Annotated in this window: 10 protein-coding genes; 7 read left to right on the top strand and 3 right to left on the bottom strand. The window is 63.9% G+C overall.

Annotated elements, in window-relative coordinates; genetic code table 11:
- Positions 1-63: 63 nt before the first annotated feature.
- Complete coding sequence (locus tag GM658_RS03815; protein WP_155452672.1) at positions 64-2202, bottom strand: TonB-dependent receptor plug domain-containing protein; 2139 nt, start codon at positions 2200-2202, stop codon at positions 64-66.
- 157 nt (positions 2203-2359) lie between these two features.
- On the opposite strand from GM658_RS03815, the gene GM658_RS03810 reads away from it, so the two are divergent.
- The 4 genes from GM658_RS03810 to GM658_RS03795 all read left to right on the top strand — a co-directional run bounded on the left by GM658_RS03810 (position 2360) and on the right by GM658_RS03795 (position 16508).
- Positions 2360-4174 (top strand): glycoside hydrolase family 35 protein, encoded by a 1815-nt coding sequence (locus GM658_RS03810; protein ID WP_155452671.1) that lies wholly within the window; start codon positions 2360-2362, stop codon positions 4172-4174.
- Positions 4175-4332: 158 nt separating this feature from the next.
- Complete coding sequence (locus tag GM658_RS03805) at positions 4333-12993, top strand: GH36-type glycosyl hydrolase domain-containing protein (RefSeq protein ID WP_155452670.1); 8661 nt, start codon at positions 4333-4335, stop codon at positions 12991-12993.
- A gap of 60 nt (positions 12994-13053) precedes the next feature.
- On the top strand, positions 13054-14895 hold the full coding sequence (locus GM658_RS03800; protein ID WP_155452669.1) for a M1 family metallopeptidase: 1842 nt from the start codon (positions 13054-13056) through the stop codon (positions 14893-14895).
- Positions 14896-14897: 2 nt separating this feature from the next.
- The gene (locus GM658_RS03795; RefSeq protein WP_211841807.1) at positions 14898-16508 is read left to right on the top strand and encodes a serine hydrolase; all 1611 of its coding nucleotides are present in this window, start codon (positions 14898-14900) and stop codon (positions 16506-16508) included.
- A gap of 217 nt (positions 16509-16725) precedes the next feature.
- On the opposite strand, the gene GM658_RS03790 is transcribed toward GM658_RS03795, so the two are convergent.
- Both GM658_RS03790 and GM658_RS03785 read right to left on the bottom strand, forming a co-directional pair.
- The gene (locus GM658_RS03790; RefSeq protein ID WP_155452668.1) at positions 16726-17589 is read right to left on the bottom strand and encodes a substrate-binding periplasmic protein; all 864 of its coding nucleotides are present in this window, start codon (positions 17587-17589) and stop codon (positions 16726-16728) included.
- Positions 17590-18378 (bottom strand): class I SAM-dependent methyltransferase, encoded by a 789-nt coding sequence (locus tag GM658_RS03785; protein ID WP_155452667.1) that lies wholly within the window; start codon positions 18376-18378, stop codon positions 17590-17592.
- 315 nt (positions 18379-18693) lie between these two features.
- Between GM658_RS03785 and GM658_RS03780 the strand changes: the two genes are divergently transcribed.
- From GM658_RS03780 to GM658_RS03770, 3 genes are all read left to right on the top strand, one after another.
- Positions 18694-20328: a TldD/PmbA family protein gene (locus tag GM658_RS03780; RefSeq protein WP_155452666.1), complete on the top strand. Its 1635-nt coding sequence runs from the start codon at positions 18694-18696 to the stop codon at positions 20326-20328.
- An 11-nt stretch (positions 20329-20339) separates the two neighbouring features.
- Positions 20340-21677, top strand: coding sequence for a TldD/PmbA family protein (locus tag GM658_RS03775; protein ID WP_155452665.1), 1338 nt, complete (start codon positions 20340-20342; stop codon positions 21675-21677).
- A 70-nt stretch (positions 21678-21747) separates the two neighbouring features.
- Positions 21748-23385 carry a TldD/PmbA family protein gene (locus GM658_RS03770; protein WP_155452664.1) on the top strand — a complete coding sequence of 546 codons (1638 nt, stop codon included), beginning with the start codon at positions 21748-21750 and terminating at the stop codon, positions 23383-23385.

Here is a 23385-nt window from a genome sequence, read left to right as displayed (position 1 = left end):
TGGTATCCTGTTTGCGGCGGCCTTCGGGTCGCCGCTTTTTTTTTAAACCCGGGTTTTATGGGTTTAGAGCTTCATCTCCAGCATCGCGCGGAACTGGGTGTAGGTCGGGGTGAAGGTGGTATCGCTGCGCAGCCCATTCGCCTCGGCGTAGGACGACCGCGCCAGGTTCTCCTGGTGCAGCGTATTCGCCGCCGACAGGCGCAGCTGCGTCTTCGGCGAGAACTTCCACAAGCCATACACATCCAGCGCGCGCTTTGGAACCGCGTAGGCATACTGCCTGTCGGAAATGCGCACCTCGCCGCCGCCCTGGTAAGAGTAGGACCCGCCCAGCGTCAACGGCGTCTTATCCAGCTTCCAGTCCGCGCCGACGGTACCGCTGACCGGCACCTGCTGGTCCAGACGGTTGTTCGGCCCCGGCACCGTATCCAGCCGCGACCAGTTGCGCGTCACGTTGGCACGCATCTCCACGCCCGGCGCATCTTTCATGATCGCGCGCAAAGGCAACTTGGCCTCCAGCTCCAGCCCGTAGGTATTGGCCGTACCGGCATTGACCGGGCGCGACACCCAGGAGCCATCGATGAAGTCGACACGGCGGCGCGTGATGTCCTGGATGCGGCGCGCATAGGTGCTGGCCGACAGCAGGCCGCCGCCTTCACCCAGGTAGTGCTCGAACGCCAGGTCGAGGCCCCAGGCCAGCTCCGGCTTCAGGTCCGGGTTGCCCATCGAGTCGGGCGAGGTCGAGCTATTGTTATTGGACGTAAAGCGGCGCGGGATCAGGTCGCCCACGCCCGGCGCCTTGTAGGTGCGGGTCAGGCCCAGGCGCACCTGGTCCTTCTTCTTCTCGCCGAATTTATACAGGGTCTGGAACAGCGGGCTCAGAACGCTGGAATTGCTGTCGATGCTGCCGTAATCGCTGCCGGTGCTCTTGATGTTCACGCCTTCCCAGCGCAGGCCGAAATACACGGACCAGCGGTCGGTCACATTCCATTCATCCTGCGCATAGGCAGCAAGACGAACCACGTCGGCAGAGTACACCTGGTCCAGGTTCTGCGGCGCGGTGCCGGCCGGCGCGCGCCAATACTCTTCGCGCTGGATGCGGTCTTCATCGCGCTTGCTGTAGCCTACGTCCCAGCCAGTGGCCAGCGCGTGGCCCGGCACCAGCGGGCTGGAATACTTGCCGGTGCTGGTAAAGCCCTTGTCGGTCGATGCGGAGGTGATGGTGCGGGTGCGCTCGAACAGGGTGCCGGTCTGCAGGTTGGGCGCCTCCGACTTGCGGTGGTTGTAATTGACGCCTGCTTTCATATCGAGCTTGGCGCCATCGGCCAGCGGACGGGCCCAGCTCAAGTCGGTGCGGAACAGTTCGAAGTCGGCCTTGATGTCCTGGCTTAAGCCACTGAACATCGGCTCTTCGCCCGTCAGGGTAGCGACTTGTTCTGTGTTGTGGGCACGGAAGCGGTTGAGCGCGATGAAGCTTTGCGACGTGATCACGTCGCCCGGCTTGATCGCATAGTTGATGCGCGGGGCCAGGTTGAAGTTGCGGAAGCTGCCTTCGCTGGTGTCTTCTGCGCGGCGCAGCAGGGGCGCATCGCCCGAAGCCTCGGTAACGACGTGGCTTGGCCGGTCGATGTCGCTGTAGATCATGCCGCCGCCGATGGAGTACGACCACGGGCCCTTGCGGTCCGACATCTGCAGGTTCAGGCTCGCACCCGGATGGCCGTTTTCCGATTGCACGCCGGTCTTGATCTCGGTCTGCGCGGTGGAGATGGCGCGCTTCAGGACGATGTTGATGCCGCCGGCAATCGCCTGCGTGCTGAATTCCGCGGTGGCGGCGCGCATCACTTCGATGCGCTCGATCATGTCCGGCGTCAGCGAATCGAGCGAGAAGCCCGGTGGCGCCGGCTCGCCATTCAGCATGATGGAGGTGTAGCCGCTGCCCAGGCCACGCATGCGGATATTGCCGCCGCGGCCCTGCACGCCGTCGATCGTGATGCCCGGCAAACGCTTCAGCACTTCGCCGATGCTGGTATCGCCGTTCTTCAGGATTTCTTCCTGCGTCACCACGATCTTGGTGGCGGTGTCGTTACGGCGGATATCCATGGCGGCACTGCCCTTGATCTCAACCTTTGGGGTGGGCTGGTCGTCGGCATATGCGAGGTGCAAGGCTTGCACGATGAGCAGGAAGGGCAGGGCAATTTTCTTCATACAACGGTTTTGGCTTTTCGGAAACCCAGCAGGATACACCGGGAACAAGGTAACCAGCAGCTTATCGATCGTTCGTTACAAACGGATAACAAAATTGCTGCAAATCCAGATAAGATAGCGTTACCACAAACAGGAGGCAAGCTTGCGGAAAACGATAATGAAACGCCTGGCGGTGCTGGGCGCAGTGATGGCGGCGCTGAACGCGCAGGCGGCGCCGCATTTTGCCGTGGTGGGCGACCGCTTCGAGCTGGACGGCAAACCTTATGTCATCCGCTCCGGCGACATGCATTACGAGCGCATACCGCGCGCCTTCTGGCGTGAGCGCCTGCAGCAGGCGCGGGCCATGGGGCTGAACACCATAACCACCTATGTGTTCTGGAACCTGCACGAAGCGGAGCCGGGCCGCTTCAACTTCAGCGACAACCTGGACCTCGCCGCATTCGTCCGCACAGCAAAAGAAGAAGGCTTGAATGTGGTGCTGCGCCCGGGGCCCTATGTCTGCGCGGAGCTGGACTTTGGCGGCTTCCCTGCCTGGCTGCTGCGCACGCCGGGCCTGCGCGTACGCAGCATGGACCCGCGCTTCCTGGCCGCGACCGAGCGCTACTTCAAGCGCCTGGCGCAGGAAGTGGCGCCGCTGCTGTCCTCGCGCGGCGGACCGATCCTGATGACGCAGGTGGAGAACGAATACGGCTCCTACGGCGACGACCACGAATACATGGCCGCCATCCGGAAACAAGTGCACGACGCAGGTTTCGACACGCCCCTGTTCACTTCCGACGGCCCCGACCCAAGCCTGCTCGACCGCGGCACCTTGCCTGGCGTGACCGCCGTCGTCAACTTCAACGGCAGCCTGGATGAAGTGAAGGACGCCTTTGCGCAATTGGCCGGCTTCCGCCAGAACGTGCCGCGCATGGCCGGCGAATACTGGGCCGGCTGGTTTGACCACTGGGGCGAGCGCCGCCACCAGACCAGCCCCAGGATGGCAGCCGACGCCGTCGACTGGATGCTGGGCCAGGGCATTTCCTTCAACCTGTACATGGCGCACGGCGGCACCAGCTTCGGCTGGCAGCCAGGCGCCAACGCCAGCGCGACCACCTACCAGCCCGACACCACCAGCTACGACTACGACGCCGCCATCGACGAGGCCGGCCGGCCGACAGCAAAATTCTTCGCCATCCGCGCAGCCATCGCCCGCCACCTGGCTCCGGGCGAGCGCCTGCCGGACTTGCCCAAAACTGCGCCGAGCATCGCTATTCCGCGCTTCACGCTGGACGAGTCGGCAGCGCTGACGGATTCCCTGCCAACACCGATCGCCTCGCACCTGGCACGCAATATGGAAGCGTATGGCCAGGGATACGGCTTCATTGTCTACCGCAAGCGCTTTGCGCAAGCGGCAGCGGGCAAACTCGACCTCGGTTCCGTGCGCGATTACGCCCACGTGCTCGAAGACGGCGCCATCATCGCCACGCTCGACCGCCGCCGCAACGAGCACGAAGCCGACATCGACTTCAAGGCCGGCAGCACGCTGGACGTCGTGGTGGAAAACATGGGCCGCGTGAATTTCGGCCCGCTGCTGGCGGACGAGCGCAAGGGCCTCACGCGCCCGGTGAGCCTGGGCGGCAAAGCGCTGCTCGACTGGGAAGTCTTCACACTGCCGCTGGACGACCTGAGCGGGCTGTGCTTCAAGCGCAGCATGCCGGCCAAGGCCGGCCCGACTTTCTGGCGCGGCCACTTCAACGTCAATGCACCGGGCAGCACGTTCCTCGACACCCGCATGCTGGGCAAAGGCCACGTCTGGGTCAACGGCCACCATCTCGGCCGCTATTGGCGTGTTGGCCCACAGCAAAGCTTGTTCCTTCCAGCGCCATGGCTGAAAAAAGGCGACAACGAAATCATCGTCCTCGATCTCGACGGCGCCAAAGAAGCCCTGAGCCTGCAAGGCTTGCCCGACCCGGTGTTCAGCACACCATGATAAAAGTCGGGGTCAGGTCGAGCAAACGGACACGGGCTCGACCGGAGCCGGGCTTCATATGTACGCTAGCGAACAGTCATCTTTCGTGCGCCCGCATAACATTCTTTGAAAGATACTGCCCGTCTGCGCGGCAGTGCGAAGAATAATGCGAGGCCCCCTTGAAAGAGCGTCTTTTTTTATGGCCGGCCGCAAGTGCCGGGTTCAAGGAATCCGAATCGGGCTCCCTGCAAAGCGGAGCTGGCGAGGACGACGATTTGCCGCTGCGCGGGGAACTGTTCAGCGCGCAGCAGATGGAACACCATGGTCGTTCCCTGGCTGCAAGCCACGAACTCAGCAAGCGTGGCGGCGGTGACCGCCTGCTGGCGCGCCTGAGCGAAAACGAAGCGCTGATCGCGACCACTTGCGAAGGCTTGACCGAGGCCGTGAAGGAAGGCCGCCAGGTCACGCCCGCTTCCGAGTGGCTGCTCGATAACTATTACCTGATCGAAGACCAGATCCGCACTGCGCGGCGCCATTTACCCAAAGACTACAGCAAGGAATTGCCGCGCCTGGCGAAAGGCGCGCCCGAGGGCACGCCGCGCGTCTACCAGATCGCGCTGGAAATCATCGCCCACGGCGACGGCCGCGTCGATCCGGAAAGCCTGTGCCGCTTCGTCGAGGCCTACCAGGAAAAGGAAACGCTCAAGCTGGGCGAGCTGTGGGCTATCCCGATCATGCTGCGCCTGGCGCTGATCGAGAACCTGCGCCGCGTCGCCGCGCGCGTGGCGGAAAACCGCTTCCAGCGCGACCTGGCGAACAGCTGGGCCGACCAGATGCTGGAAATCGCCGACAAGAACCCGAGCGGCTTGATCTTGCTGGTGGCCGATATGGCGCGCTCGGAGCCGCCCATCACCAGCGGTTTCGTGGCCGAACTGGCGCGCCGCCTGCAGGGCCAGAGCCCGGTGCTGACGCTGGCGCTGAACTGGATCACCTATCGCCTGGCGGAAGCGGGGCAGACCATCGAGCAGCTGATCCAGGCCGAGATCCATTTGCAGGCGGCCGAACAGGTATCGATTTCGAACAGCATCGGCAGCCTGCGCTTCCTCAGCACCATGGACTGGCAGGAGTTCGTCGAGACCATGAGCGTGGTCGAACAGACCCTGCGCGAGGACCCAGCCGGCACTTATCCGGACATGGACTTCTTCACGCGCGACCAATACCGCCACTGCGTGGAGCGCATGGCGCGCTATTCCCCGGCCACGGAGGCGGAAGTGGCGCGGCAAGCGCTCGAGCTGGCGCGCACCCGCGCGGGCGATGTCGATTCGCGCCTGCACCACGTCGGCTACTACCTGGTGGGCGATGGCATGCTGCTGCTGGAGCGCCAGGTGGGCGTGCGCCTGCCGCCGCTGCGTTCCCTCAAGCGCACCTTGCGCACTTCGCCCCTGCTGTCCTACCTCGGCGCGATCGGCGTGCTGTCGGTGATTGCGACTGCGCTGATGCTGGAACGCGCCTGGCGCGACGGCGTGCAGCCGTGGACGCTGGCGGTGCTGGCCATCCTCGGCCTGATGGGCAGCAGCCAGCTGGCGCTGGCGCTGGTGAACTGGGCCGCCACATTGTTTGTCGAGCCGCGACCCTTGCCGCGCCTGGATTTCCGCAACGGCATTCCGCCGGACGCGCGCACCATGGTGGTGGTGCCGACGCTGCTGTTCAACAAGGAAAACGTCGACGAGCTGTGCGAGCAGCTGGAAGTGCGCTTCCTCGCCAACCGCGACCCCAACCTGCGTTTCTGCCTGCTGACCGACTTCGCCGATGCGCAGGAGGAGACGCTGCCGACCGATGCCGCGCTGACCGAGCGCGCCGCCGCCAACATCGCGCGCCTGAACCTGAAATACACGGAAGAAGGGTCTGCTGCGCCTTTCCTGCTGCTGCACCGCCCGCGCCGCTGGAACGCATCGCAGCGCGCCTGGATGGGCGAGGAGCGCAAGCGCGGCAAGCTGTCGGACCTGAACCGCTTCATGCGCGGCGGCGCGCAGGACGCGTTCTCGCTGATCGTGGGTGATATCGACGACCTGCCATCGTTCAAATATGTGATCACGCTGGATACCGACACGCAGCTGCCGCGCGATGCGGCGCGCCAGTTCGTCGCCACCATGTGCCATCCGCTGAACATGCCGCGCGTCGACCCGCGCGTGCGGCGCGTGGTTGCCGGTTATGGCGTACTGCAGCCGCGCGTCACGGTCAGCCTGCCGAGCGAAGACGCCTCGCATTACGAAAAGCTGTGCGGCGGCGAGCCGGGCATCGATCCCTACACCCGCACCGTCAGCGATGTGTACCAGGACGTGTTTGCGGAAGGCTCCTTTATCGGCAAGGGCATCTACGATGTCGACGTGTTTGAGGAAGTGCTCGACGGCCGCTTCCCGGCCAACCGCATCCTGAGCCACGACTTGCTGGAAGGCTGCTACCTGCGCGCCGGCTTGCTGAGCGATGCGCAACTGTATGAACACTACCCTGCGCGCTACCGCGACGACGTGAGCCGGCGCCAGCGCTGGATCCGCGGCGACTGGCAGCTGCTGGCCTGGCTGGCCCCGCGCGTGCCGCTGGCGGGCGGCAAGCGCGAAGCGAACCCGCTGTCGGCCTTGTCGCGCTGGAAGCTGTTCGACAACCTGCGCCGCAGCCTGGTGGCGCCTGTCCTCACATTGACGCTGCTGATGGCCTTCGCCTTGCTGCCGCACCCCTGGTTCTGGACGTGCGCCGTGCTGGCTATCATCTTCCTGCCGCCGCTGGTGAGCGGGCTCTATGACGTGCTGCGCAAGCCGTCCGACACCTTGTGGAGCCAGCACGTGCCCGCTTCGCTGCAGCGCTGCGGCCTGCAGTTCTCGCATGCCTTGCTGACGCTGGTGTTCCTGCCGTACGAGGCCTATGTCAGCCTGGATGCGATTGTCCGCACCGGCTGGCGCCTGCTGGTTTCGCGCCGCCGGCTGCTGGAATGGCGGGCTTCCGCACTGTCCCGCTCGGGCGCCAGCCTGGCCAGCAACTGGAGCACGATGTGGGTATCGCCGCTGATCGCACTGGCTGCCGGCGCCGCACTGGCGCTGCAGCGCCCCAGGGCGTTCGAGGCGGCGCTGATCTTCCTGGTGGCCTGGTTCGCCGCACCGCTGGTGGCCTGGTGGATCAGCAAACCGATAGCGCGGGTGCAGACGCCGCTGAACGAAGACCAGAACCTGTTCCTGCACAAGCTGTCGCGCAAGACCTGGCTGTGGTTCGAAACGTTTGTCGGGCCGGAAGACAACTGGCTGCCGCCAGATAATATGCAAGAGCATCCGAGCCAGGTGGTGGCGCACCGTACTTCGCCCACCAATATGGGCATGGCGCTGCTGGCCAACCTGACCGCCTTCGACTTTGGCTACATCACCGGCGGGCAACTGGCGGCGCGCACCGTCAGCACGCTGGACAGCATGGCGCAGCTGGAGCGCCACCAGGGCCACTTCTACAACTGGTACGACACGCAGTCGATGAAGCCGCTGATGCCGATCTATATCTCCACCGTCGACAGCGGCAACCTGGCGGGGCATCTGCTCACGCTGCAGGCCGGCCTGGTGGGCGTGGCCGAACTGCCCATCGTGCATCCGAACCTGGCGCAAGGCCTGGCGACTACCTGCGCGCTGGTGCGGGAGACGGTCGCTTCCGCCGGCGGCGTGTCGGCCGAGGCGCTGGCCGCCCTGGAAAGCGCCATCGCCGCGCCGATCCCGGCGGTACCGGCCAGCTTGCGCCAGCAGCGCGCCTGGCTGGTACGGGCTTGCGAGGGCTGCGAACAATTCATCCGGCAAGCGTCGGCCCCGCTCGAGCCGCAACTGGCGGCATGGGCGGGCGCGTTGCACGCGCAATGCCGCGGTGCGCTGGACGAACTGGATGCCTTCGCCCCCTGGGTCACGGCGCAGACCGAAGCGCAATACGACACCACGCTGGACCGCATCCCGACGCTGCGCGAGCTGGCCAGCTGGCCGCTGCCTGGCGCCGCCTTGAGCGACCTGGCGCCGGACGAGCGCGAGCGCCAGCAGCAGCTGTCGGCGCTGGTGGAGCAGGGCGCCGCGCGCGCGCGCGAACGGCTCGACACCATGAACCGCCTGTCGCACCAGGCCAATGAATTCGCCAAGGTCGAATACGGATTCCTGTTCAATCCGACCACCAAGCTGCTGGCCATCGGCTACAACCTGAGCGAGCGCCGGCTCGACGCCAGCTGCTACGACTTGCTGGCTTCCGAAGTGCGCCTGGCCAGCTTCGTCGCCATCGCCCAGGGCCAGCTGCCGCAGGAGCACTGGTTCGCCATGGGACGCCAGCTGTGCATCGTGCACGGCCAGCCGGTGCTGCTGTCGTGGAGCGGCTCGATGTTCGAGTACCTGATGCCGCTGCTGGTGATGCCGACCTACCCCAGCACCCTGCTGGACCAGACCTACCAGTCGGTGGTGGCGGCGCAGGTGGAATACGCCAGGCAGCGCAACGTGCCGTGGGGAATTTCGGAATCCGGCTACAACACCACCGACGCGGCCCTCAACTACCAGTACCGCGCTTTCGGCGTGCCCGGCATCGGCCTGAAGCGCGGCCTGGCGGAAGACCTGGTGGTGGCGCCTTACGCCACGATGCTGGGCCTGATGGTCGACCCGGACGCTTCCTGCCAGAACCTGCAGAAGATGGCGGCCATGGGCTTCATGGGCCGCTATGGTTTCTACGAGGCGATCGATTACACGGCGGCGCGCCTGCCGCGCGGCCAGCAGTACGCCATCATCAAGTCCTTCATGGTGCACCACCAGGGCATGGGCTTCCTGGCGCTGAGCTATGTGCTGAACGACAGGCCGATGCAGCGCCGCTTCGAATCGGATCCGCTGCTGCAGTCGACGCTGCTGGTGCTGCAGGAGCGCAGCCCGCGCATCGGCGCCTTCCATTCGGCCAGCGCCGAGCAGGCCTCGGTGCGCAGCACCGCGCCGGAGCAGGCCGCGCCCATGCGCATCATGAACCAGCACACGCCGCCCGTGCCGGAAACCCAGCTGCTGTCCAACAGCCGCTACCACGTGATGGTGAGCAGCGCCGGCGGCAGCTACAGCCGCTGGAACAACCTGGCCGTGACGCGCTGGCGCGAAGACAGCACCTGCGACAACTGGGGCCAGTTCTGCTACGTGCAGGACGTGGAGGACGGCGCCGTCTGGTCCACCACCTACCAGCCGACCCAGGCCGAACCGAAACGGCTGGAAGTGATCTTCTCCGAAGGCCGCGCCGAATTCCGCCGCAGCGACAACGACATCGAGCTGTACACGGAGATCGTGGTCTCGCCGGAAGACGATATCGAGATGCGCCGCACGCGGGTGACCAACCATTCCGAGCGCCGCCGCATCATCGAATTCACCAGCTTTGCCGAAGTGGTGATGGCGCCGGCGCCGGCCGACAATGCCCACCCGGCCTTCAGCAAGCTGTTCGTGCAAACCGAGATCGTGGAGGACGAAAGCGCGATCCTGTGTACGCGCCGTCCGCGCGGCAAGGACGAAAAAACGCCTTACCTGCTGCACGTGATGACGGTGCACGATGCACAAGTGCAGCAGGTGTCGTACGAGACGGACCGCGCCCGCTTCATCGGCCGCGGCAACACGGCGCAGTCGCCATTGGCGGTGCGCCAACCGGGTCCGCTGTCCGGCAGCGAAGGCTCGGTGCTCGATCCGGTGGTGGCGATCCGCTACCGCATTGCGCTGGAACCGGGACAAGTGTCGGTCATCGACGTGGTGACCGGCATGACCGATACCCGGGACGCGGCCCAATACCTGATCGACAAGTACCAGGACCGCCACATGGCCGACCGCGTGTTCGAGCTGGCCTGGACCCACAGCCAGGTGGTGCTGCGCCAGCTCAATGCGAGCGAGGCCGAGGCCCAGCTGTATGCGCGGCTGGCGAATCACGTGATCTATCCGAATGCCGCGCTGCGCGCCGATCCCGGCATCCTGGTGCGCAACCAGCGCGGCCAGTCGGGCCTGTGGGCATACGCCATTTCCGGCGATTTGCCGATCGTGCTGATGGAGATCCGCGACGCCTCCAACATCGAGCTGGCGCGCCAGCTGGTGCAGGCGCACGCCTACTGGCGCCTGAAAGGACTGGTGGTGGACCTGGTGATCTGGTACGAGGACCGTTCCGGCTACCGCCAGGCGCTGCATGACCAGATCATGGGCCTGATCGCTTCGGGCATCGACGCCCAGGCGATTGACCGTCCCGGCGGCATCTTCGTGCGGCCGACCGAAAGCATTTCGCCGGAAGACCGCGTGCTGCTGCAGACGGTGGCGCGGGCGGTGTTGAGCGACGAACGCGGTACGCTGTCCGAGCAGCTCAAACGCGGAGTGGCGCCTTCGCTGCGCATGCCGCCTTTGCTGGCCGAACCGCGCAGCGAAATCGCAGAGCGCGAGCGCGGCGCCGAGCCCGCCGGCGTGGCCTTGCCGGCCGACTTGATCCTGTCCAATGGGCTGGGCGGCTTCACTGCGGACGGCAAGGAATACGTCATCTCCACGCGCGCCGGGCAGCGCACGCCGCTGCCCTGGTCGAACGTGCTGGCCAATCCGCAGTTCGGCAGCGTGGTGTCGGAAAGCGGGCAGGCCTATACCTGGCAGGAAAACGCCCACGAATTCCGCCTGACGCCGTGGCACAACGACCCGGTGTCGGACCTGAGCGGCGAGGCCTTCTACCTGCGCGACGAACAGACGGGCCGCTTCTGGTCGCCGTGCGCGCTGCCGGCGCCGGGCGCAGGCAGCTACCTGACGCGCCACGGCTTCGGCTATTCCTCCTTCGATTATGCGGAGGCGGGCATCAGCAGCCGCATGACCACCTTCGTGGCGCTGGACGCGCCGGTGCGCTATACCGTGATCCGGGTGCACAATGAGTCGGACGTGGTGCGCAAGCTGTCGGTGACGGGCTATGTGGAATGGGTGCTGGGCGATATGCGCTCCAAATCGGGCATGCATATCGTGACCGAGATCGACCCGGTGACTGGCGCGCTGTTCGCGCGCAACGCCTACAACACGGAATTCACCGGCCGCGTGGCCTTCTTCAATGCCGATGCTTCGGTGCGCACCGTGACATGCGACCGCAGCGAATTCATTGGCCGCAATGGCAGCCTGGCGCGGCCGGCGGCGCTGCGGCGTGTACGCCTGTCGGGCAAGGCCGGCGCCGGGCTGGACGCCTGCGCGGCGATCCAGGCGCCATTCGAACTGCAGCCGGGGCAGGACCGCGAGATCGTCTTCGTGCTGGGCATGGGCGGCCGCCGCAACGCCGATGCGGCCAATATCGTGCAGCGCCACGGCGGGCGCGGCGCTGCGCTGCAGGCGCTGTCCGAAGTGCACGCGCATTGGGACAAGGTGCTGGGCGCGGTGCAGGTGCAGACGCCGGAACCTGAACTCGACGTGCTGGCCAACGGCTGGCTGATGTACCAGACCATCGCCTGCCGCATGTGGGCGCGCAGCGGCTATTACCAGAGCGGCGGTGCTTTCGGCTTCCGCGACCAGCTGCAGGATGCGATGGCGATGGTGCACACGCGGCCGGATATCCTGCGCGAGCACATGATCCTGTGCGCCGGACATCAGTTTATCGAGGGCGATGTGCAGCACTGGTGGCATCCGCCGTCGGACCGCGGTGTGCGCACGCATTGCTCGGATGACTACCTTTGGCTGCCGCTGGCCGCGTGGCGCTATGTCGCCAGCACCGGCGACATGTCGGTGCTGGACGAGAAAGCGCCCTACCTGGAAGGCCGTCCGGTGTCGCCGGAAGAGGATTCGTACTATGACATGCCGACGCGCTCGGCGCAGAGCGGCGACCTGTACGAACACTGCGTGCGCGCCATCCGCAACGGACTGCGTTTCGGCGAGCATGGCTTGCCGCTGATCGGCTCCTGCGACTGGAACGACGGCATGGACAAGGTGGGCGAGCATGGCAAGGGCGAGAGCGTGTGGCTGGCCTGGTTCCTGATCGAAGTGCTGCAACGCTTTGCCGAAGTGGCGGACAGGCGCGAAGACGCATCCTTCGCCAACGAGTGCCGCGAGCAGGCCAAACAGCTGGCAGCCAATATCGAAGCCCATGCCTGGGATGGCGAATGGTACCGCCGCGCCTACTTCGACGACGGCACCCCGCTGGGCTCCGCGCAGAACGAGGAATGCCAGATCGACTCGATTTCGCAAAGCTGGGGCGTGCTGACCGGCGCCGCCGACAAGGCGCGCGTGGAAGGCGCGATGGAGCAAGTGGACAAACGCCTGGTGCGGCGCGATTTCGGCCTGATCCAGCTGCTCGACCCACCGTTCGACAAGTCCGGTCTGAACCCGGGCTACATCCGCGGCTACGTGCCGGGCGTGCGCGAGAACGGCGGCCAGTACACCCACGCCGCCATCTGGACCGTGATGGCCTTCGCGCGGCTGGGCGAAGTGGAGCGGGCCTGGGACCTGATGCGGATGATCAATCCGGTACGCCACGGTTCCGATCCCGCATCCAGCCAGCGCTACAAGGTCGAGCCGTATGTGGTGACGGCCGACGTCTACGCCGTTGAGCCGCATGTCGGCCGTGGCGGCTGGAGCTGGTACACCGGCTCCTCCGGCTGGATGTACCGCCTGCTGCTGGAATCCCTGCTTGGCCTGACGCGCCAGGCCGACAAGCTGCTGCTCTCACCGCGCCTGCCGGCCAGCTGGCCCGGCTTCACGCTGCAATACAAGCACGGCGGCAGCACCTACGTCTTGCGCATCACGCGCGGCGAGGCCAGCGCTTCGCCCACCGAGATCGCCCTGGCGGACGATGGCAACACCTACGAGATCGAGGTGAAGGCATAGAACCCGATGTCTGCGGCCGGTGTGCTATCCTCTGCGCGCTTGTAACAACAGAGAGATGCCATGTTCCGACTGTCTTTGCCGGCCGCTGCGCTGGCCGCAGCTTTTGCGATGCCCGCCTGGGCGCAGGATCCGCTGAGCTTTGCCCGTTATGACCAGGTGCGCACCACCGACCTGCACCTGGACCTCAAAGCCGACTTCGCGCGCAAGACGCTCGACGGTTACGCTGAGCTGTCGCTGAACTGGGTCGACAAGTCGGCCCGCACCCTGGTGCTCGACACCCGCCAGCTGAAAATCGCGCGCGTGCAGGTGCTGCGCCCGGACGGCAGCTGGGCGCCGGCCTCCTTCATGCTCGACAAGCAGGACGCGAAGAAGGGCCGCGCCCTGCGCATCGCCCTGCAAACCCAGCCCGAAAAAGTGCGTATCTATTACCGCACCGCCCCAACCGCCAGCGCGCTGCAGTGGATGAATCCCGAGCAGACCCTGTCGGGCAAGCGTCCCTTCATGTTCAGCCAGTCGGAAACCATCGACGCGCGTTCCTGGGCGCCGGTGCAGGACACGCCGGCCGTACGCTTCACCTACAGCGCCCGCATCGACGCACCTGCCGGCATGCGCGTGGTGATGAGTGCCGAGGGCGACCAGCACGCCACCGGCAAAGGCGGCTGGACCTTCAAGATGCCGCAGCCGATACCGGCCTACCTGCTGGCCATCGCCATCGGCGAAATCGAGCTGCGCAACCTCGGACCGCGTACCGCTGTCTACGCGGAACCGGGCCGCATTGATGCCGCCGCCTATGAACTGGCCGATACCGAGAAAATGGTGAGCGCCGCCGAATCGCTGTACGGTCCCTATCGCTGGGGGCGTTACGACATGCTGGTGCTGCCGCCGTCGTTCCCGATCGGCGGCATGGAAAACCCGCGCATGACCTTCCTGACCCCGACCATGATCGCAGGCGACCGCAGCCTGAACGACCTGATTGCGCACGAGCTGGCGCACAGCTGGTCCGGCAACCTGGTCACCAACGCTTCGTGGAAGCACTGGTGGCTGAACGAGGGGTTCACCACCTACGTCACCACGCGCATCGTGGAAAGCCTGTACGGCAAGGAAGTGGCGGACATGAACCTGCAGGTGGAGCAGGCCGAAGCCATCGCTTCGCTGAAAGACATCCCGCCCGCCAAGCAAGCCTTGCTGACCAAGGACCCTGACACCAATCCCGACACCTATACCGACGAGGGACTGGCTTATCCGAAGGGCGCCTGGCTGCTGCACACGCTGGAAGAGCGCGCCGGCCGCGAAGTATTCGACCCGTTCCTGCGCGGCTGGTTCGACCAGCATGCCTTCCAGTCCGCGACCACCGAAGAATTCGTCGACTACCTGCACAAGAACCTGCTGGCGAAGAATCCCGTCATCATGGGCGATGCGGAACTGGATGAATGGCTGCATGGCAGCGGCATCCCGTCCACTGCGCAGTACGTGAATTCACCGCGCCTGGCCGCGCTGGATGCCAAGCGCGAAGCCTGGCTGAAGGGCGAGCTCGCCACCAGCCTGCTGGAGACGCCAGGCTGGATCGCGCTGGAGTGGATGCACTTCCTGAACGGCATCGATGGCAAGGCCAACGCCGCCCAGATGAAGGAGCTCGATGACGCCTTCAAGCTGCACGATACGAAGAATAATGAAATCGGCTTCCGCTTCCTGCTGGCGTCCGTGCACGCTGGCTATGGCGTGCGCGAGCCGCTGAACGCCTTCCTCATGAGCGTGGGCCGCCAGAAGTTCGTGGTGCCGCTGTACAAGGCGCTGCTGGCCAATCCGAACGAAGCTGCCTGGGCCAAGTCGGTCTACGCCAAGGCCCGCCCGCGCTACCACCCTGAGACCCAGGGTTCCGTCGACAAATTGCTGAAGAAATGACCATGCTGCTGAAGAAACCACTCGCCACCTTGCTCATGCTGGCCTTTGCCGCCGGCGCCGCTGTGACCACCTCCGCGCTGGCCGCGCCGGAAGCAGCAGTTGCGGCAAGCGCCGCTGCTGCACCGGCCTACGACCTCGATCGCGACGTCAACCTGGCATTGAAGACTTTCGACGTGCCGGGCATGGCCATCGCCATCGTGAAAGACGGCAAGGTCATCGCCGCCAAGGGCTTCGGCGTGCGCAGGCTGGGCGACCCGGCGCCGGTAACGGCGAAGACGCTGTTCGAGATCGCTTCCAATTCCAAGGCCTTCACGGCGGCGCAACTGGCGCAGCTGGTGGACGATGGCAAGCTGTCCTGGGACGATCCTGTCACCAAGCACCTGCCGAGCTTCCAGATGGCCGACGCCTACGTGACCCACACGATGACCGTGCGCGACCTGCTGGTACACCGCAGCGGCCTTGGCCTGGGCGCCGGCGATTTGCTGTGGTGGCCGACCACTACTTTCAGCACCGATGAAATCATCGACCGCCTGCGCAACGTGAAGCTGGCCACCAGCTTCCGCAACAACTACGCCTACGACAACCTGCTGTACATCGTGGCCGGCAAGATCATCGCGCAGAAGTCCGGCAAGAGCTGGGAAGCGGCGACCCGCGAACATATTTTGGCCCCGCTGGGCATGGACGGCACCACCACCAATGTGGAGGAAATGCTGAAGACCGCCGACTACTCGGCGCCGCACAGCAAGATCAATGGCAAGGCTGCCGTGGTCAAGCCGATGCCGGTGCAGAACGCGGTGGGCGCGATCGGCGTCCAGACCAATGCCGAGGATATCGCCAAGTGGATGCAGGTGCTGCTCAACGAAGGCAAGATGGAGAATGGCAAGCAGCTGTTCAGCGCCAAGCAGGCGCGCGAAATGTGGAGCCAGCAAACGCCGATGAAGGTCAGCGAACCGAAACCGGCGCTGATGGCCACCAAGCCGAACTTCGCCGCATATGGCCTGGGCTTCCAGCTGCGCGATTACCGCGGCCGCAAGATCGTGATGCACGGCGGCGCGCTGCAAGGCTTCTATTCGCGCATCGTGATGGTGCCGGAAGAGAAACTGGGCGTGGCCATCTTCACCAATGCCGAGAATGGCCCGTCGATGTCGGCGCTGCAGTGGCGCATCCTGGACAACTACATGGGGGTGGCGCCGACCGACTGGATCAAGCTCTACGCCGAGCAGGAAGCCGAAATGCACAAGGAGGAACTGGCGCGCCAGGGCAAGCTGAGCGCGGCCCGTGCGGCAGCGTCCAAGCCTTCGCTGCCGCTGGCTTCCTACAACGGCGACTACAAAGACGACTGGTATGGCACGGTGAGCATCAAGCAGGCGGGCGGCAGGCAGGTGATGAGCTTCAGCCGCACGCCTGACCTGACCGGAACGCTGGAGCACTTCCAGCACGACACCTTCATCGTGCGCTGGAAAGAGCGCAACTTCAACGCCGACGCTTATGTGACGTTTGCGCTGAACCCGGACGGTTCGATCGAACGCATGAAGATGGCGCCCATCTCCACCGAAACGGACTTCAGTTACGACTTCGCAGACCTGAACTTCACTCCGGTCAAGAAACCATAAGTCGCTTTGCCACGCGGCAAATGCGCCGCGTGGCCACCTTCCAGCTTGGCCCCGCGCCTGACAAATTCCATACAAAGCAGTGAGAATTCGAGAGCTTCTTTTATGTGCAAATGCAGCATAATCCTATGCCTGTATCTGCACATTGGAGTGTGAATGAACGAACTGATCCTGTCGATTGCGGTGGTGCTGTGCGGCATGTTTGTCGCCGGTTACGGTTTTATTGCTTTGATGAGTCGCTTGCAATCCCGATAGGGAGTTCCAGTTCAAATACCTTGCGCTTGTGCCCTGCGATTTCCGCCAGAGCGCGCCGGAAAGCCGGGTAGCCATTCAGAAGCTTATCGAAGCTGCCGTCGGCCTGGGCAAGCTTCAAACCTCGCTCCACCCGCTCCGCCATCGCCTTGTTATCCTTGCTGACGAAGAAGTAGAACGGCACGCGGTAATGCAGGAAGATGGTCGGCTCCACCATCAATCCTTCCTTGCCATATTGCTGTTCTTCGGCCCAGGCCTCATGCACGCCGCGCGGCATGAAGTCGAAGCGTTTCGCTTTCAGCATGGGGAACAGCGAGCTGTAGTTAACCGTCGTTTCCACCTTCAGGCCATTGTGGCGCAGCACGTCCACTGAAGGCCAATTGGCGCCGGCGCCGGCAGTCATCTTGCGCAATTCTTCCAGCGTGCGCACGTCGCGAAAGCGTGCTTCATCCTCCTTGCGGATCATGAACACGCGGTAATCGTTCAAGTCGCGCACCAGCGATACGCGGATCGGCAGCAGTTCGCGTTCACGCTGAACATTGGTGCCATCCCACATGATGTTGATCACGCCGTTGCGCTTGATTTCCAGCGCGCGGCGCGGGCTGGTCAGCTCATAGGGATAGAACTCGATGGAGAAGGGGCCTTCCGTCTTTTCCAGCGCAAGGCGCAGCAGCAGGTGGAAGTAGGTCACCTGCACTTCCGAGCCCGGCGTGACGGAAGGCAGGATAAAACGCATCAGTGGCGCGCTGGACGCCGTATCGGCGGCGCAGGCAAGGGTGGATGCTGCCGCCAGCAGCAGGCCGGCGGCAGCGCGTTGCAGCGTTTTCAGCACTTATTGCGGCTTGACGAACTTCAGGGTCATGCGGTCGCTCTCGCCGATGGCGGCATATTTGGCGCGGTCCTTGTCCTTGTTGGTGAAGGTAGGCGGCAGCGCCCAGACACCGTTTTCGTGGTTGGCGTCGTCCCTGGCGTTGGCATTGACTTCGGACTTGGCTACCAGCTTGAAGCCGGCTTGCTCGGCCATCTTGATCACGTAGTCTTCATGCACGTAGCCGGAGCTGGCTTCAGCGTCCTGCTTCATCGAAGCCGGCAGGCGGTGTTCCTCGACGCCGAAGATGCCGCCAGGTTTCAGGCTGTCGTAGATATTGGCCATCATTTTCTTCATGCCCTCGTCGCCGATACCGATCCAGTTGTGGACGTTACGGAAGGTGAGGACCATGTCGGCGCTGCCCTTCGGTGCGTAGTTGTACACGCCTTTGCCCGGCATGAAGGTGCCGTAAGTAACCTTGTCGCGGCCCGGGTCCTTGGCCAGGAACTTCTGGAAGCCTTCGGCACCGTTGGCGGTGCCGGCGGCGATCAGCTTGCCCTGGTCGCGCAGGTAAGGTGCCAGGATCTCGGTGTACCAGCCGCCGCCCGGCGACAATTCAACCACGGTCATATTCGGCTTGATGCCGAAGAAGGTCAGGGTTTCGTATGGGTGGCGGTATTGGTCGCGCTTGACGTTTTCGGCTGCGCGGGCAGGGCTGGCGATGGCAGCCTTCAGGGCAGGATCGGCCAGGGCGGCGCCGGAAAAACTGGTGAAGCCAACGGCCAGCAGGCCGGCCAGGACATACTGTTTCATTCAGGAGTCTCCTTTTTCGTTGGGCGGGCGGCACGGTGTATCCGGTCGCCCGGGACTTGATGATCGGACAAGCTGGTCGCCCGGTCAAGTGTCCGCTCCGGACGCCGTGCGGACACTGTCCGGACACAAATAAAAGGAGGGGCGAAAAAGGGGACGTAACGCTTTTTCAAAGAAAAAGCGTTACGTCCCCTTTTTCGCCCCTCCTTTTATTCAGTATGTTTCTGGTTTGTACAAGCTTTACACAATGGCATAAAAATTGCGTACGATTGGTCTCCTGCAAGCTGTCTTAGGTAAAACGATAACCCTGGAGAGACTATGGAACGACGTGCATTCCTCAACATGAGCGGCGGTGCGATGGCCGCCATGATGATGCCATTTGGCCGCGCCATTGCGGCCGACGAGCTGATTAAACCCGTGGAAGTGAAGTTCAAGAAGATGCTGGCAGATACCGCGCTGACCGCCGCCACCCAGGCCGGCGCCAGCTACTGCGACGTGCGCATCGGCCGCTACCTGAACCAGTTCATCACCACCCGTGACCTGAACATCGAAAACGTCACCAACACCGAATCCGCAGGGGTGGGGGTGCGCGTGATCGCCAATGGCGCCTACGGCTTTGCCGCCACCAGCGATATGTCGCCGGACGGCGTGGCCGGCGCGGCACGCCAGGCGGTCGCCATCGCCAAGGCCAACTCCAAACTGCAGGCCGCGGGCGTGGTGCTGGCGCCGACGCCGGGCGTGGGTGAAGTTTCCTGGGCCACTCCGATCAAGAAAGACTGGCGCACGGTGCCGATCAAGGACAAGGCCGATCTGCTGATCACCGCCAACAAGGGCGCGCTGGAATCAGGCGCTTCCTTCATCCAGTCCTTGCTGTTCCAGGTCAACCAGCAGAAATACTTCGCTTCCACCGACGGTTCTTATATCGACCAGGACTTGCACCGCCTGTGGGTGCCGTTCTTTGCGACCGCCGTCGACAAGGCCACCGGCAAATTCCGCAGCCGCTCCGACCTGGGCACGCCGGTCGGCATGGGCTATGAGTACCTGGATGGCCGCAAGGAAGACAAGATCAAGGCAGCGGGCGGCGTCGCCACGCTGTACGGCCGCTCCTATGACCTGGTCGAAGATGCCAAGGCCGCCGGCCGCCAGGCCAAGGAAAAGCTGACCGCCAAGTCGGTCGAGCCGGGCAAGTACGACCTGGTGCTGTCGCCTGAACACATGTGGCTGACCATCCACGAATCGGTCGGCCACCCGACCGAGCTCGATCGCGTGCTGGGCTACGAAGCCAACTTCGCCGGCACTTCCTTCGCCACGCTGGACAAGCAGCAGTCGAAGAAATTCAAGTACGGTTCGGACCTGGTCAACATCGAAGCCGACAAGACCATCCCGGGTTCCCTGGGCGCGGTCGGCTACGACGACGAAGGCGTCAAGTGCAAGCACTGGGACCTGATCAAGGACGGCATCCTGGTCAACTACCAGGCCACGCGCGACCAGGTGGCGGTGATCGGCGAGAAGGAGTCGCATGGCTGCTCCTACGCCGATTCCTGGAGCAATGTGCAGTTCCAGCGCATGCCTAACGTGTCGCTCAAGCCGGGCAAGAAGAAGATTACGCCGGATGAACTGGTGAAGGACGTGAAGAAGGGCATCTACATCGTGGGCGCCGGTTCCTTCTCGATCGACCAGCAGCGCTACAACTTCCAGTTCGGCGGCCAGATGTTCTACGAGATCAAGGACGGCAAGATCGGCCAGATGCTGGAAGACGTGGCTTACCAGTCCAATACCCAGGAGTTCTGGAACGCCTGCACCGCCATGTGCGACGAGCGCGATTGGCGCATGGGCGGTTCCTTCTTCGACGGCAAAGGCCAGCCGATGCAGGTGAGCGCGGTGTCGCACGGTTCGTCGACTTCCCGTTTCAACGGCATCAACGTGATCAACACTGCCCGCAAGATCGGCTGAAAGGACTGCGAATGAAAATCCTGAACCAGGAAGAAACCAAGCGCATCGCCGACAAGGTCATGTCGCTGAGCAAAGCCGACGAATGCATCGTCACCATCAACGGCAGCCGCACCGGCAATATCCGCTATGCGCGCAATGCGGTGTCGACCGCGGGCCTGGTGGAAAACACCCAGCTGTCCGTATCCGTCGCCTTCGGCAAGAAGCAGGGCACCTCGGTCATCAACGAGTTCGACGACAAATCGCTGGCCAAGGCAGTGCAGCGCGCCGAGGAGCTGGCCAGGCTGGCGCCGGAAAATCCGGAATTCATGCCGACGCCGGACAAGCAGGCGTTCAAAGGGTCTGATACCTTCAGCAAGTCGACCGACGCCATCAACCCCGAGTACCGCGCGCAAGTGGCGGCTTACAGCATCGAGGCCTGCAAGAAGAAGGGCCTGGTGGCGGCGGGCTTCTTCACCGACCAGTCATCGTTCGAAACGATCGCCAACTCGCGCGGCGTGTTCGGCCACCAGACGCAGACGGGCATCGACTTCACCTGCACCGTGCGCACGGAAGATGGCCGCGGTTCGGGCTGGGTACGGCGCGACGCGCAGGATGTGGCGCGCTTTGATCCGCGCGCTGCGGCTGAAGTGGCGATGGAAAAGGCGATCCGTTCGGCCGAAGCCAAGGCGCTCGAGCCGGGCCGATATACCGTGATCCTGGAGCCTGCCGCGACGTCCGACCTGCTGGCGTATATGTTCAACAGCTTCGATGCGCGTTCGGCGGACGAAGGCCGCAGCTTCCTCGCCAAGAAGGGCGGCGGCAACCGCATGGGCGAGAAGCTGTTCGATGAGCAGGTGAACGTGTGGGCCGACCCGTGGGATAAGGATGTTGCCGTACTGCCTTGGGATAACCAGACCTTGCTGGCGCGCGAACGCATGGACATCATCAAGCACGGCAAGATAGCTTCGATGAACTACTCGCCTTACTGGGGCAAGAAGATGAACCAGCGTGCGGTTGGCGCACCGGGCAATATCATCATGTCCGGCGGGACCAAATCGACCGAGGAGCTGATCGCTTCAACCAAGAAGGGCATCCTCGTGACGCGCACCTGGTATATCCGCATGGTCGATCCGCAGACCGTGCTGCTGACCGGCCTGACCCGCGACGGTACTTTCTACATCGAGAACGGCAAGATCAAGCATCCGGTGAAGAACTTCCGTTTCAACGAAAGCCCTGTGTCGATGCTGAACAACATCGAAGAGCTGGGCCGGCCGGAAGTGCTGGCGGGCGATGAGTCGCAGTTTTCGCTGTTGATTCCTGCGATGAAGGTGCGCGATTTCAATTTCACCTCTTTGTCCGACGCAGTCTAAACCCGCTGAGTGGGTCAGACCCTTGGGTCTGACCCAGGTTTACCGGGTTCAAAAGTTTTTGGAGCACCCATTGGAACGTAGATCCTTCCTGAAAGTCGCCGCCGCAACCGGCAGCACCATGCTGATCCCCGTCTTCGGCAACGCCATCGCCGCCGAAGACCTGCTCAACCCGATGGCCCGCAAGTTCAAGAAAGAACTTGCCGACGCCGCGCTGAACGCCGCCACCAAAGCCGGCGCCAGCTACTGCGACGTCCGCATCGGCCGCTACCTGAACCAGTTCATCACCACCCGCGACACCCGCGTCGAAAACATCATCAACACCGAATCGACCGGTGTCGGCGTACGCGTGATCGCCAACGGCGCCTACGGCTTCGCCGCCACCAACGCCCTGACAGTGGACGCTGTGGCCGACGCCGCGCGCCAGGCCGTGGCCATCGCGCGCGCCAACGCACGGCTGCAGGCCTCGCCGGTAGAACTCGCGCCGGTCAAAGGCGTGGGCGAAGTGGCATGGCAGACGCCTTTCAAGAAGGATTGGCGCGCCGTGCCGATCAAGGAAAAGGCCGACATGCTGCTGGCCGCGAACAAGGCTGGCCTGGAAGCCGGGGCCTCCTTCATGACGGCCAACCTGTTCCAGGTCAACCAGCAGAAATATTTCGCCTCCACCGATGGCTCCTACATCGACCAGGATATCCACCGCCTGTGGTCCCCGTTCACCGCTACTGCAGTCGACAAGGCGACCGGAAAATTCCGCACGCGCGACGGCCTGTCGTCGCCGGCCGGCATGGGCTACGAATTCTTTGACGCCGGGCCGGAGCACAAAGTGCGTGCGCCAGGCGGCGTCACACCACTGTACAACGGCGGCTACGACATCATCGAAGACGCCCGCGCGGCCGGCAAGCAGGCCCGCGAAAAGCTGACGGCCAAGTCGGTCGAGCCGGGCAAGTACGACCTGGTGCTCAGCCCGGAACACCTGTTCCTCACCATCCACGAGAGCGTGGGCCACGCCACGGAGCTGGACCGCGTGCTGGGCTATGAAGCCAATTACGCCGGCACTTCCTTCGCCACACTGGACAAGTGGAAGAGCAAGAATTTCAAGTACGGCTCCGACCTCGTCAACATCGTCGCCGACAAGACCACGCCGGGCTCCCTTGGCTATGTGGGCTACGATGACGAAGGCGTGGCCTCGAAGAAGTGGGACTTGATCCGTAACGGCATCCTGGTGAACTACCAGGCCACGCGCGACCAGGCGAAGATCATCGGCGAGAAAGCGTCGCACGGCTGCTCGTACGCCGACTCCTGGAGCAGCGTGCAATTCCAGCGCATGCCGAACGTTTCGCTGGAGGCGGGCAAAAAGACCATGTCGGTGGACGATATGGTAAAGGACGTGAAGAAGGGCATCTACATCCTGGGCCGCGGCTCTTATTCCATCGACCAGCAGCGCTACAACTTCCAGTTCGGCGGCCAGCTGTTCTACGAAATCAAGGACGGCAAGATAGGCCAGATGCTGAACGACGTGGCTTACCAGTCGAATACGCAGGAGTTCTGGAATTCCTGCTCGGCGACTTGCGACCAGCGCGACTGGCGCATGGGCGGCTCCTTCTTCGACGGCAAAGGCCAGCCAAGCCAGGTGAGCGCGGTGTCGCACGGTTCCTCGACCACGCGCTTCAACGGCATCAATGTGATCAACACCGCCCGCAAGATTGACTAA

The sequence above is a fragment of the Massilia eburnea genome (assembly GCF_009720745.1).
In the GTDB taxonomy this organism is placed as follows: Bacteria; Pseudomonadota; Gammaproteobacteria; order Burkholderiales; family Burkholderiaceae_D; genus Rugamonas; species Rugamonas eburnea.
Note: the sequence above shows the minus strand (reverse complement) of the source record. Positions and strands in the feature narration are given on the sequence as shown.